At 70.3% G+C, this 11,843-nt stretch carries 14 protein-coding genes; 8 read left to right on the forward strand and 6 right to left on the reverse strand.

The window, feature by feature from the left end; all coding sequences use genetic code 11:
- Positions 1-7 precede the first annotated feature (7 nt).
- Genes C8K36_RS16250 through C8K36_RS16270 form a run of 5 tightly spaced genes read left to right on the forward strand, consistent with a single transcriptional unit; the run spans position 8 to position 3,416 of the window.
- On the forward strand, positions 8-649 hold the full coding sequence (locus tag C8K36_RS16250) for a DUF6474 family protein (RefSeq protein WP_107985562.1): 642 nt from the start codon (positions 8-10) through the stop codon (positions 647-649).
- Positions 650-670: 21 nt separating this feature from the next.
- On the forward strand, positions 671-1,198 hold the full coding sequence (locus C8K36_RS16255; RefSeq protein ID WP_107985563.1) for a hypothetical protein: 528 nt from the start codon (positions 671-673) through the stop codon (positions 1,196-1,198).
- 42 nt (positions 1,199-1,240) lie between these two features.
- Complete coding sequence (locus C8K36_RS16260; protein WP_107985564.1) at positions 1,241-1,915, forward strand: YcnI family protein; 675 nt, start codon at positions 1,241-1,243, stop codon at positions 1,913-1,915.
- Positions 1,912-2,463, forward strand: a complete 552-nt coding sequence (locus C8K36_RS16265) for a copper resistance CopC family protein (protein ID WP_107985565.1) — start codon at positions 1,912-1,914, stop codon at positions 2,461-2,463. Before C8K36_RS16260 ends, C8K36_RS16265 begins: the two co-directional genes overlap by 4 nt.
- An 8-nt stretch (positions 2,464-2,471) precedes the next feature.
- Positions 2,472-3,416 (forward strand): CopD family protein, encoded by a 945-nt coding sequence (locus C8K36_RS16270; RefSeq protein WP_107985566.1) that lies wholly within the window; start codon positions 2,472-2,474, stop codon positions 3,414-3,416.
- Between the two features lie 10 nt (positions 3,417-3,426).
- On the opposite strand, the gene C8K36_RS16275 is transcribed toward C8K36_RS16270, so the two are convergent.
- The 3 genes from C8K36_RS16275 to C8K36_RS16285 all read right to left on the reverse strand — a co-directional run bounded on the left by C8K36_RS16275 (position 3,427) and on the right by C8K36_RS16285 (position 5,789).
- Positions 3,427-4,152 carry a hypothetical protein gene (locus C8K36_RS16275; protein ID WP_258195451.1) on the reverse strand — a complete coding sequence of 242 codons (726 nt, stop codon included), beginning with the start codon at positions 4,150-4,152 and terminating at the stop codon, positions 3,427-3,429.
- Positions 4,153-4,169: 17 nt separating this feature from the next.
- Complete coding sequence (locus tag C8K36_RS16280; RefSeq protein ID WP_258195452.1) at positions 4,170-5,192, reverse strand: DUF916 domain-containing protein; 1,023 nt, start codon at positions 5,190-5,192, stop codon at positions 4,170-4,172.
- Positions 5,193-5,258: 66 nt separating this feature from the next.
- Entirely contained in the window at positions 5,259-5,789 is a 531-nt protein-coding gene (locus C8K36_RS16285) for a hypothetical protein (protein WP_107985568.1), read from the reverse strand.
- Between the two features lie 283 nt (positions 5,790-6,072).
- Between C8K36_RS16285 and C8K36_RS16290 the strand changes: the two genes are divergently transcribed.
- From C8K36_RS16290 to C8K36_RS16300, 3 genes are all read left to right on the forward strand, one after another.
- Positions 6,073-6,933, forward strand: a complete 861-nt coding sequence (locus C8K36_RS16290) for an SDR family NAD(P)-dependent oxidoreductase (RefSeq protein ID WP_107985782.1) — start codon at positions 6,073-6,075, stop codon at positions 6,931-6,933.
- Between the two features lie 76 nt (positions 6,934-7,009).
- Positions 7,010-7,450: an SPW repeat protein gene (locus tag C8K36_RS16295; protein ID WP_107985569.1), complete on the forward strand. Its 441-nt coding sequence runs from the start codon at positions 7,010-7,012 to the stop codon at positions 7,448-7,450.
- Positions 7,450-7,647: a hypothetical protein gene (locus tag C8K36_RS16300; RefSeq protein ID WP_107985570.1), complete on the forward strand. Its 198-nt coding sequence runs from the start codon at positions 7,450-7,452 to the stop codon at positions 7,645-7,647. The genes C8K36_RS16295 and C8K36_RS16300 overlap by 1 nt, the downstream gene beginning before the upstream one ends.
- A gap of 42 nt (positions 7,648-7,689) precedes the next feature.
- Here the strand turns inward: C8K36_RS16300 and C8K36_RS16305 are convergent, their stop codons facing one another.
- The 3 genes from C8K36_RS16305 to C8K36_RS16315 form a co-directional block, all read right to left on the reverse strand.
- Positions 7,690-9,333 carry a DHA2 family efflux MFS transporter permease subunit gene (locus C8K36_RS16305; protein WP_107985571.1) on the reverse strand — a complete coding sequence of 548 codons (1,644 nt, stop codon included), beginning with the start codon at positions 9,331-9,333 and terminating at the stop codon, positions 7,690-7,692.
- A gap of 143 nt (positions 9,334-9,476) precedes the next feature.
- A complete protein-coding gene (locus C8K36_RS16310; protein ID WP_107985572.1) occupies positions 9,477-11,027 on the reverse strand; it encodes a carboxylesterase/lipase family protein in 1,551 nt (516 codons plus the stop codon).
- Between the two features lie 49 nt (positions 11,028-11,076).
- Positions 11,077-11,760 carry a GAP family protein gene (locus tag C8K36_RS16315; protein WP_107985573.1) on the reverse strand — a complete coding sequence of 228 codons (684 nt, stop codon included), beginning with the start codon at positions 11,758-11,760 and terminating at the stop codon, positions 11,077-11,079.
- Between the last annotated feature and the right edge of the window lie 83 nt (positions 11,761-11,843).

The following is an 11,843-nucleotide window of genomic DNA, read 5'->3' on the forward strand; positions in this document are numbered from 1 at the left end:
CTTTCCAGTGGGGTTGTTCACAAAACGTAAGCGGCGCGCCACGCGCAAGGCCGAGGCGAAGGCGCTCAAGCACAAGGCGAAGCTCGAGGCCAAGCTGGGCGCGAAGAACGACCGCAAGAAGCACCGGTCGGATTCGAAGGCCCAGCAGAAGGCTCGGAAGAAGGTCGACAAGGCCCAGATCTCGACGCTGAAGGCTCAGGAGAAGGCCGCGGTCAAGTCCGCCGAGACGGGCCTGAGCGTCGCGCAGCTGCGCCGCTACATGGGTGTCGCCCGCCTGCTCGCCCCGGTCGTGGTGCCGCTCGCCTACCGCGGCGCGACGGCACTGCGCGGCCAGCTCGACGCGCAGCGCGCGCAGCGCATGGGCATCGCCGTCGACCAGCTCGGCGAGTACACCGGCCACGGCGCCAAGCTCAGCGCCCGCATCGCCGGTGCCGAGAAGTCGGTCGACGAGATCGTCGCCCGGCATCCCGGTGACGCGGAGACGCAACAGTTCGCGACCGCGATCCGTGGCCGCCTCACCGACCTCGGCACCGCCGTCCACGCCTCCGAGCAGATGCCGCCCGCCCGCCGCAAGCAGGCGCACCACGCCATCTCCACCGAGCTCGACGGCGTCGAGGCCGACATCCTCGCCCGCCTCGGCGTCCGCTAGCCGAAGAAGCCCCCGGCCACCGTGTCCACCCGCCGCCCCGCCCCGACCGCCGCGCTTCGTGGCGGCGCGGTGGGCGCGCTGGCGGCGGCGCTGGCCGTCGCCGCGCACGGCATCGCCGGCGGCGGGTTTCCCGGTTCCGCGGCCCTGACGCTGCTGCTGGCCTCGTGCGCCGCGGTCGGTGCCACCGTCGGCGGGATTCCCGTCCTCGGTCGCAGCCGTGTCGCGCTACTCGCGGCGCTCGCGGCGGGCCAGGGCGCGGGGCACCTCACGCTCACGCTGGTGTCCGACAGCCACGTCCATGCCGGGACGCCGGCCACCGCGATGCTCGCCGCGCACGCCGCGGCGACCGTCGTGTGCGCGGGCCTGATCCTCGGCGCCGAACGGTTGTACGGACCGGTCACTCGCGTGATCCGGACGGTCCTGACACCGCCCACCCTCGGCGTCCAATCGACGCTTTCTGCTCGTCCGCGGCCGCTCGACCGCCGCGCGGCGCGCCTGACCGTGCTCGCCACCGGGCTGTCCCGGCGCGGACCGCCGCTGTTCGCCTGACCCGCGAACCGGTACCTCCGCACAGAAAAGACACCCGAAGAAATGAAGAGAATCCTCACGCGCGCCCTCCTCACGGTGGGCGCCGCCGGCAGCGCGCTGCTGCTGGCCACCGGCGTGGCCTCCGCGCACGTCTCCGTCGCCGCCCCCGGCGCCGAGCAGGGCGGCTACTCCGTCCTGACCTTCCGCGTCCCCACCGAGTCCGCGACCGCCGGCACCACCGCCCTCACCGTGCAGTTGCCCGGGCTGAAGTCGGCCCGCACCGAGCCGATGCCGGGCTGGCAGTCGACGGTCCAGAAGGACCCGTCGGGCGTCGCGACGTCGGTGACGTGGACGGCCGACCCCGGAGTGAGCGTGGGCCCCGGCCAGTTCCAGCAGTTCGTGCTGTCCGCGGGACCGTTGCCCGAACAGGGCGAGGTGGAGTTCCCGGCGGTCCAGACCTACACCGACGGCAACGTCGTCAACTGGGACCAGAAGCCCGGCGCCGACGGCGCCGAACCGGACAAGCCGGCCCCGAGCCTGACGCTCGCCGCGGGCAGCGGCGGCGGCCAGGCGCACGCCGCGGTCGACACGGCCGTCACCGCCGACGCCGCCGACGCCGCCGAGACCACCCACAACACCGACACCACCGCGCGCTGGCTCGGTGGCATCGGCCTGGTGCTCGGTGCGCTGGGCGCAGCCCTGGGGATCGGCGCGACGGTCCGGAGTCGCCGCTCATGAGTCCCCGACTGATCCAACGTCTACGCATCGTCGCGATCGGTTTCGTCGCGATGCTCGCGACGCTGCTCGGCGCCGGCACGGCGTCCGCGCACTCCGCGGTGATCGCCAGTACCCCCGCGAACGGCTCCGAGATCGCGGCCGCCCCGGACCGGGTGAGCCTCACGTTCAACGAAGCGCTGCAGGCCAAGTTCGCGACGCTCACGGTCGTCGGCCCCGGCGAGGACCGCGCCCTGTGGTCCAAGGGCGATCCGACGGTCCAGGGCGACACGGTCAGCGTCCCGCTCGAGGGTCTCGGCCCGGCCGGCGTCTACACGATCGCCTACCGCGTCACGTCGGCCGACGGGCATCCCGTCAGCGGCACGCAGACGTTCACGCTCACGCAGGACGGCACGGGGACGCCGGGCCCCCAGGTGGGCGGGCAGACCGACGGCAGCAGTAGTGACGACTCCGGCCCGAACCTGATGATCTGGGTGATCGTCGTCGCCGCGGTGCTGGTGTTCGGCGGCGGCCTGTGGTTCGCCCTGCGCAAGCCGCGCGGCGAGAACTGACCCGCTGAATGAGGACGGCGAGCATCGGTCGCACCTGGCTGCTGTTCGCCGTCCCCACCGCGCTGCTCGGGGTGGCGCTCGCGTGGCTGCTCGCGAGCCCGGACGGGCCGTCCCCCACCGCCGCGGTCCGCGTGCTCGCGGTGGGCCTCGGCGCGACGGTCTTCGGGCTCGCCGGATGGCTGTGGCTGCAGCGCGACGAGCGCCGTCCCGCGCTCGACCGCGCACTGCTGTGGCAGAGCACCGCCGCGGCCGCCGGCGCATGGACTGTCGCCGAGGTCGTGTTGGTGGTCCTCGAGGCCGCCGAGACGGAGGGCCGTTCCCGGTTCGCGGTGGCACCGGGCACCGTCGTCGACTTCGTCCGGCTGGTCAACGCCGGACGTCTCGGCGCCGCCACTGTTGCCTGCACGGCGCTGGTGGCACTGGTCGCGGCGATCGCCTACCGGCGAAGCCTGCCGTGGCCGGCCGCGCCGGTGCTGGCGCTCGCGGGCCTGGCCCTCGTCGCCCGCCCCATCGGCGGGCACATGTCGCAGCAGACCCTCGGTTCGCTGCTCGACGCCGCACATGTCCTCGCCGCGGCCACCTGGTTCGGGATGCTCACCGCGCTGGCCCTGACGGCCCGTTCCCGAGGCGCGTGGGCGAGCCTGCTCCCCCGCTACTCGACGATCGCGTGGCGGTGCGTCTGGGTGCTCGCGGCGACCGGCGTCGTGAACGCTGCCGTCCGGCTCGGCGGTGTGGCCCCGCTCGTCACCACCGGGTACGGCCGGGTGGTGCTCGCCAAGGTCGTGGTCCTCGTCGCGCTGCTCACGGCCGGATGGTGGCTGCGTCGCACATGGGTCGCCCCCGCTGCCGCGCACCGGATGAACGCCGACGCGTCACTGCGCCGGGCGGTCGGCGAGTCCGTCGCGATGGCCGTCGCATTCGGGCTCGCCGCGGCCCTCGCGACTACCGCCTGACCGGTCGCAGTCAGGCGACCGAGATCGTGATCGTTCCCGTGTAGCTGCCGACCGCGGCACCGTCGGGGTAGTCGACCCGAAGCGCCGGGGTCCAGGTGACCGTCTCCGACGGCCAGATACTGCCCGTGCGGTCCACGACGGTCTTCGGGCTGTCGAGAGTCTGCCTCGGAGTCGAGGTCGAACCGCCGACGTTGCCGGCGATGGCGGTCGCCTCGTAGGTGACGGCACTCTTGGGGATCGTGCCGTTGGTGCCGACGAAATCGGTCGACGACGCGGTCGCCGTCCAGGCGACCGGTGAGCCTGCCACACCGCCGGTGGAGTTCACGGAAATCAGTGTGAGCGTGCCGTTCGCGCTCTTCGCACCGGGGACCACGGTGGCCCACTTCCCGGCGACGGTGATCGACAGTCCCGCGCGGCCGGCTGCCGCCGCGAACTTGCCGGGACCGCTCGACTGTGTCGTGGTCGTCGGGCTCGACAGTTCCGGAGACGCAGTCGTCGTGGTGGGCGCGCTCGTCGTCGTGGACGCCGGGGTGCTTTCCTCGGAATCGCGCCGGGAAACGTACCGCTCGGGGGTCGTCGGCGGCGCTGCGGTTGTCGTGGTCGTGGTCGGGACCACCGAGGTCGACGTCACCTCAGCCTCCGACGTTGCACCGGACGGCGCGGCGGCTGCGGTGGGCGCGCCGGCGATCACCAGCACGCCGGTGGCCGCGAGGGACAGACGAACGATGCGAGGCATCCTGTTGTGCCACATGACTACTGATCCGTTCCCGAGAGACGACGCTTCCGCATCGTCAGGTAGGCACCGGCTCCCGCGACGGCGAGCACCGCGACGACGACACCGGTGATCAGCAACCACGACATCGAGTCGGACGCGCCGACCGAGTCGCCGTCGCCCTCGTCCGGGAAGGTGACCGCGGCCGACAGGTCGTGCTTGATGATGCCGCTTTCGAGCTTGACGGCGGCTGTCCAGGGGCCGGCAGGCAGGGCGGTGCTGTCGGGCACGCCGATCACGACCTCGCCGTCCTCACCGGGCGCGATGGTCGCGACCGCGCTGTCGATGGGACCGGCGGACAGGCCGCCGGGGCCACCCGAGAGGTTCAGGGTGCCGGCGAGATCGACCGCGCGACCACCGGTGTTGGTGACCTGGGCGACGACGGATGCGAGACCGTCGGCCCCGCGCCGCGGGGTGAGGCTGGAGATGGTGAAGTCGGCCGGCGGCCCGTTGCCCGGGCCCACCGACAGGTAGACGCGCACACCTACGCGTGATTCGTTGGTGATGCCGTTGGAGGCCGGAGCCTTGTGCGACGCCCAGATCACCGCGTACTGCTCGACCTCTGGCGCATCCTTCGGGACGGCGATCGTCACGGCCACCTCCGCCTGCTCGCCGGAGGCGAGTTCCACCGACGGGCGATCGACGGAGATCCACGACGTCAGGGCATTGGTCTCGCCGGGCTCCCCCAGCGTGAACGCGCCGTCGGCGACACGTGCGGCGCCGGCATAGACGTCGATCGTTGCGGGTGCACCGGTGTCGTTGGACACCATCACATGTCGGGTGATGGTGGCCCCCGGCGGGAGGTTGTCGACGATGTACCGCAACGCTCGGGGATCGTCCTTGAGGGCCACCGGCGCATCGAGCAGGCGGATGCCGATCGACCCGCCCGCGGTACCGCCCGCGGGCTGATCCGGGGCAGCGAGAGCGGACGCGGGAGCGCCGATCGCGACGAGAAAGGCGACCAGGAACGCGAGGAGGTTGCGCAGCGCGGGGAGGGAACGCATGGATCACTTTCTGGCCGAACGGCCGGGGACGCTGCACGCGTCCCCGGCCGATGGGGGCCGGTCGCTTTAAGCGACCGAGATGGTGATGGTGCCGGAGTAACTGCCGAGGGCTGCGCCGTCCGGGTAGTTGACGGTGAGAGTCGGGCTCCAAGTGGCGACCTCGAGCGGCCAGGTCAGTCCGGTCCGGCTGACAACCGTCTTCGGCTCGTCCAACGTCTGCGCGCCGGTGGACGCGAGAGTGCCCGGCCCCACCTTGCCCGCGGGCGACGACGCAGAGTAGGTGACCGCGCTCTTCGGGATCGTCTGGTTGGACCCCACGAAGTCCGTCGAGGAGGCGCTGGCGACCCATCCGCGCGGCGCCTGGTTGCGGCCGTCACTGACCGAGACGAGGGTCAGTAGACCGCTGGCCTTGCCGGCGGCGGGGGTGACAGTGCCGAGCCCACCGGCGACGGTGACGGACAGACCGCCCCCCTCGGTGCCGAGGATGGAGAAATTGACGGTGGTGCTGGCGTCGTTGGCTGCGTTCGCGGCGGCGGCCGGGACCAAGAGTCCGGCAGCTGCGGCTAAGCCGGCAGCGAGAAGCGTTACTTTGCGCATGGTTCCTCTTCGGGGCGTTCGGGGTCAGCAGAGATGAGCTACTGACCGAATCGAACCGAACGGCCCGATTCGGGTGGTCGACTATTAATACTCGACAGTTGGTCAAGTGTCCAGCAGGAAGAACAAACATTTGCGGAGATCGCCGTCGACTCGCCTCGAAGCGTTCGTTCCGTGACGCCGCACCCTAGGGCGGGAACGCACGGTTTCGGTGATGTACTTGTCGGGCAAGGACTCCGATCGTTTTCGTATTCGAGGAGTCACCGCCGCACTAGTATCCGACATCGTGACGTCGACGGGGTGGTGGTTCCAGGCCAAGCATGCACTCGACACCCGGGGGCCGTTCCCGCGCCGGCGACGGGGCACGCTCGCCGAGGCCGTCGCCGGACGCCGCGTCCTCGTCACGGGGGCGTCGTCGGGCATCGGCCGCTCGGCCGCGATCGACCTGGGCGCCGCGGGCGCCACCGTGCTTCTCGTGGCCCGTCGGGAGCCCGAATTGCAGGAAGTTGTCGACGCCGTCACGGCACGCGGCGGAAAGGCGTTCGCGTACTCGTGCGATCTCAACGATGCGGAAGCTGCCGACGCGATGATCCGGCGAGTGCTCGACGAGCACGGCGGCGTCGACATCCTCGTCAACAACGCCGGCCGGTCCATCCGGCGGTCCCTCGAACAGTCCTACGACCGCGCACACGACTTCGAACGCACTATGGCGCTCAACTACTTTGCGGCGGTGCGGCTGATGCTCGCAGTGCTGCCGGGGATGCGGGAACGGCGCTTCGGGCAGGTGATCAACATCCTGTCGGCGGCGAATCTGTTCGGCGGTCCGGGCTATTCCGCGTACGTGGCGTCGAAGGCCGCACTCGACGAGGTCTCGACGTCGTTCCAGGCCGAAACCCTGGACCAGAACATCACTTTCACGGCGGTGTACATGCCGCTGGTGCGGACGGCGATGATCGCACCCAACGCGCAGTACCTGAAGGCCTCGGCGCTCAGTCCCGACGAGGCCGGCCGGGTCATCTGTGACGCCGTCCTCCACCGTCCGCGGCGCATGGGCCCGACGTTCGGACGCCTGACCCGCCTGGTCGACGCCATCAGCACCGAACGCGCCGACGCGGCCCGCCATCGCAGGTTCTCGGCGGGTACCTGAAAGGCCCTGTACGCGGCGCGGCGCGGCAATTACTGTCGAAGTACACAGGTCGAACAGGCCGAGGAGATGATTCGCCATGTCGATCACACCGAACATGTCGATGGAAACCCACCCGGACATCGTGGCGCTCCGGAACAGCTACGACGAACTCGGCGAGGGCCCTGCCCTCCAGGTGGCCGAGGGGTTGATGGTGCTGGCCGGTCTCTACGCGGCGGCGTCGTCGTGGATCGTCGGTTTCAGCGGGCAGACATCGCTGATGATGAGCAACCTCATCTGCGGACTCGCGGTGGCGCTGCTGGCCGCCGGATACGCGACCACGTACGGACGAACGCACGGGATCACCTTCGTCGCACCGCTTCTGGGGGTGTGGTTGATCGTGTCGCCGTGGCTGGTGTCCGGGGTGAGCACGAGCACGGGAATGATCTTGTCGAACGTCATCGTCGGGGCCGTGGTCGTCGTACTGGGCGCCGCGGGCATGGCGATGGCGATGACCCGGCGGCGCACCGCCCGCACGTAGTGCCGGAACGGCCCGAGCGCCGGCCGGCGCGGACGGTTCAGACGATCGGAGTCGCCGTCGCGGCGCTGGTCGTCCTCGCGACCACCCTCACACTCACGGGATCGCTCGTGATGGCGACCGCGTTCGGGGTGGCGTGCGCGATCGGTGTTGCCGCGATCCTGGTGCTGTGGCGGATACTGCCGCCCACCGACGACTGACCCGCGCCGTGTCGAGGGCCCTGTGTGCCCGAGACCCGCCGCCTACGCCGTGGCCGCGGAATCCTCGCGGCGGCGCGGCTGCAACTGGGTGGCGGTCACCAGGCCCGCGGCGAGGAAGCCGGCGGCGACGAACAGCGACCAGCGGGTGGCGTCCGCGAAGCCGTCGGACAGGGCGTCGGCGGTCTCGGGTCCGGCCGGGCCGAGACGTCCGTGGTCGCCCTGCTCGCGGATGGCAGGAATGGTGCCACCCGCCGAGTCGCGGGTGCTGTCGGCCAACTGAGATTCCACCTGTGGCGGCAGGGGAACCGGCTCGAGCCGGTCCGAGAGACTGTGCGCCAAGCCGAGCGACAGCACGGTGCCGAGGATCGCGGTGCCCAGCGCGGCACCCAACTGCCGGACGGTGCTCTGGGTTGCCGACCCCTGCCCCGACTCCGCCGTCGGGATGTCGACGAGAACGGTGCCGGTCAGCTGGGCCGACGCGAGACCCAGCCCCAGCCCGTAGATCGCGAGCAGCAGCGCCAGCAGCCACGCCGACGACGACGGACGCAGGTACAGCGCGAACGCGAGCACGCCGATCACCTCGAGCGCCAGGCCGAGCATGACGGTGCGCGGGGCCCCGAACTTCGCGGTCACGTGCCGGGCGGCGGCACCCGAGGCGAACGCGCCGGCGGCCATGACGGCGAGCACGTATCCGGCGCCGAGAGTGCTGAGCCCGAACGCGTTGACCAGGAACAGCGGCAGGACGAGCAACAGACCGAACTCACCGATCGCGACGGCCATCGCGGTGAAGTTGCCCCAGCTGAACGTGTGGAAGCGGAACAGTCCCAGATCGAGGATCGCCGAGTGCGCGATCCGGGCCCGGTGCCGCTCCCAGACCACGAATCCCACCAACGCGAGGACGCCCACCGCGGCCATCACCGGGGTGGCCGAGATCGGCGCGGTCTTCGACCAGGTCGCCCCGAAGACGTTCAGGTCGGCGATCGGCATCCACCACCCGATGGTCTGGCCCTCGATGAGCGCGAAGATCAACGCGCCGAAACCGATTGCGCTGAGCAGCAGGCCCACCACGTCGAGGCCGGGCACCGTGATCTTCGCGCGGGTCTCGGGGACCGTGAGCACGGCGCCGATGATGACGAGGATGCCGATCGGCACGTTCACGAGGAAGATCCACGGCCACGTGAACGACGTCGTCAGCCAGCCGCCGAGCAGCGGTCCCACCGCGGCCATGCCCGAGATCACCGCGCCCCACACCCCGAACGCGATGGCGCGGTCGCGTCCCCGGAACGTGGCGTTGACGGTCGACAGCGTGCACGGCAGTACCAGCGCACCACCGACACCCTGCACGACACGGGCCACGATCAGCGCCGTCGACGAGTCCGATGCCGCCGCCATGAGGCTGCCGCCGATGAAGACGACGACGCCGACGATGAACAGCAACCGTCGGCCGAGCCGGTCACCGAGTCGGCCGGCGGTGAGCAGCAGCGCCGCGAACACCACCGAGTAGATGCTGTTGATCCACTGGGCATCGGTGAGGTCGAGACCCAACTCGTCGATGATGACCGGCAGCGAGACGTTGACGATGGTGCCGTCGACGACGATCAGCGACAGGCCGGCGGCGAGGACGCCGAGGCCGATCCACTCCCGGCGTCCCACCTGCGGTTCGGTGTCGGGCGATTCCACGGTCATGTCTGCGCCTTTCTTCGGGTGGCGCGTCTCGTGACGACGCTACCGCGATTGCACCAGAGACAACGGATGCCCGCGGCGTGAATTCGCCCGCGATCCGGGCATTTCCATCTTTCGGACGATTTTCGGGCACACGCCGCCGTGGATCACGCGAACGCGATGACCTGCTCGCCCCACGCGGCGCGCAGCGGACCGTCGAGATCCGGCACCACCGTGTCGTGCTTGTCGATCAGCAGGGTGGCCCGGCCGTCACGGTCGTACGCGTTCCACGCGGGCTCGCCCGGGGCGCCGGTCGGCACCGCCGACTTGGCGAAGGCCAGCCACCGGCGCTGCATCCGCTCCGACACCTTCCGCCCCGTCGACAGACCGCCGAGCAGGTAGGTGACCTCCTTGGGTCCGTGCGCGATGTTGCCGAACACGTACGGCAACTCGGTGGCATGGGTGGCACCGATCTTGAGCGCCTTGAGCATCGGGGTCGCGTAGTCGAAGCGGTACAGCCACGTCGGGGCGTACCGGCTGTGCGCCTCCACGATCCACAGCGTCGGCAGCCGGAACCCGAAGTCCCGGGTCAGCCCCATCGCATCGCTCTTGGTGGCCAGTCCCGAGTACGCCGACTCGATGCGGGCCTGGTCGGGGAACTCCACGTCCGGGTGCTCGGCCGCGATCTCCGCGAACATCCCGCGAATGACGTCCGGGTCGAGCGGCATCAGCGGCGACTTCATCAGCTTGAACAGCGATGCCTCGTCCTTGTTGGTGCCGATCAGCAGCGGAACCCGGAGCGCGGTGCCGTTCCAGTACGAGTTCACCGGGTAGTCGGGCAGCAGGTCGCCGTCCACCACCGGACCGAACGCGAGCGTCCCGGGAGTGTCGGAGGGGATGCGCGAGAACAGCTCGTCCGACGCCGCCAGCAGTTCGTCGGTGCTCGCGGTGAGCAGGCGTTCGACGGGATCGTCTGCTCCACCGAGGATTTCGAGGAACGTCCGGGCCACGTGTGCGGCCCGCTCCTGGTTGTAGACCGACGTTGCCGGCGAGCTCTCGGCGATCGCGCGATGGAACAGCCCGCGTGCCGACGGCATCGTCATCAGCGTGGTCACCGCGCCGCCTCCGGCCGACTCCCCGAACACCGTGACGCAGTCGGGGTCGCCGCCGAACGCCGCGATGTTGACCTGCACCCAGCGCAGCGCAGCGATCATGTCCTGCATCGCGACGTTGGTGTCGAAGCGGTGTCGGTCGGTGCTCAACGACGAGAAGTCGACGAAGCCGAACGCGCCCAGTCGGTAGTTGATCGTGACGACCACGACGTCACCGTTCTCGGCGAGCGCCCGGCCGTCGTACACCGGCTGGCTCGACGCGCCACGGAAGTACGCTCCCCCGTGGATCCACACCATCACCGGCTTGCGGTCGCCCGGGGTTCCCGGCGACCACACGTTGAGGGACAGGCAGTCCTCGTCCTGACGGACATCCTCGCCGAGCGACATGCCGGGCATCGCGCTCTGCGGTCCCACGGGCCCGAACCGGTCGGCGTCGAACACCTCGGTCCACGGCCTGGGGGCCACCGGTGCGGCGAAGCGGCGCTTGCCGGTGGGAGCGGCTGCGTAGCTGATTCCCTTCCACACGTCGACGGGTCCGTCGGTGGTTCCGCGTACCGGTCCGTAGGTGGTTTCGACCACGGTGGTGGCGGGAGCGATGAGAGTCATGGGAGTTGCTCCTTCGAATCGCTTGGTTGAACTCGGGTTTCGAGAAATGTCACGCGAGTACGACGAGCGCGGTGACGACGTGCGCCACTTGTACGCCGGCCAGCAGCGCGAAGACGACGGTCATGATGGCGGCGTTGTGCTGGATCAGTTCGTTCTTCACGACGCCGAGCGCGGCCGCGACACGCTTCGACGGCACCGCCGCCAGGATCGACAGCGCGATGAGCCCGACTCCGCCGAGCAGGGCGACGCCGACTGTCAGCAGCACCACCTGGGCGGGAGCCATATTCGCCTCGGCGATGAGGGCTCCGGCCTTGAGCTCGAGTGGCAGGTTCTTCGCATTGACGACGGCGATCGCGACGCCCAGCACTGCCGCCTGGCCGCCCCGCATGGTGTCGATCCGAGCCATCCACGACGGCATCGCCGCGACTACGCCCTTGGGCGGCCGGCTCCGCCAGCTGAGTGCGGCCAGCACCACGAAGACGAGACCGACGGTCAACGCGAAAACGAGCTGGGTCCGGTGGGCGCTGCGCCCGATGTGCTCGGCGCTCGCCTCGGTGGTGAACGCGGTGATCCCGATGAGAACTGCGGTGGCGGTGATGCCCGTCGCGGTGAAGATCGCGGCGTTCGCCTTGGCCCGGGCGGAGAGCAAGATCGCGATGAGAGCAGCGAATGGAGTGGGGCTGACGATCATCTCGATTCCGACTGGAACCAGGTGCGTCACTGCGTTTCCCATACCGGCATCACGTCCTTCACGTTCACGCGGATGCCGAGGCTGGTACTCAGCCGGGCGGGATATCCGCCGGCATCCGAAACGAA

This window comes from Rhodococcus sp. OK519 (genome assembly GCF_003051005.1).
In the GTDB taxonomy this organism is placed as follows: domain Bacteria; phylum Actinomycetota; class Actinomycetes; order Mycobacteriales; family Mycobacteriaceae; genus Prescottella.

Bases quoted from the DNA above. Each gene is read 5' to 3' on its own strand.
- C8K36_RS16305 (WP_107985571.1), bottom strand. From the start codon at position 9,333: ATGACCGTGGAATCGCCCGACACCGAACCGCAGGTGGGACGCCGGGAG.
- C8K36_RS16285 (WP_107985568.1), bottom strand. From the start codon at position 5,789: ATGCGCAAAGTAACGCTTCTCGCTGCCGGCTTAGCCGCAGCTGCCGGA.
- C8K36_RS16280 (WP_258195452.1), bottom strand. From the start codon at position 5,192: ATGCGTTCCCTCCCCGCGCTGCGCAACCTCCTCGCGTTCCTGGTCGCC.
- C8K36_RS16310 (WP_107985572.1), bottom strand. From the start codon at position 11,027: ATGACTCTCATCGCTCCCGCCACCACCGTGGTCGAAACCACCTACGGA.
- C8K36_RS16265 (WP_107985565.1), top strand. From the start codon at position 1,912: ATGAGTCCCCGACTGATCCAACGTCTACGCATCGTCGCGATCGGTTTC.
- C8K36_RS16275 (WP_258195451.1), bottom strand. From the start codon at position 4,152: ATGCCTCGCATCGTTCGTCTGTCCCTCGCGGCCACCGGCGTGCTGGTG.
- C8K36_RS16295 (WP_107985569.1), top strand. From the start codon at position 7,010: ATGTCGATCACACCGAACATGTCGATGGAAACCCACCCGGACATCGTG.
- C8K36_RS16315 (WP_107985573.1), bottom strand. From the start codon at position 11,760: ATGGGAAACGCAGTGACGCACCTGGTTCCAGTCGGAATCGAGATGATC.
- C8K36_RS16270 (WP_107985566.1), top strand. From the start codon at position 2,472: ATGAGGACGGCGAGCATCGGTCGCACCTGGCTGCTGTTCGCCGTCCCC.
- C8K36_RS16260 (WP_107985564.1), top strand. From the start codon at position 1,241: ATGAAGAGAATCCTCACGCGCGCCCTCCTCACGGTGGGCGCCGCCGGC.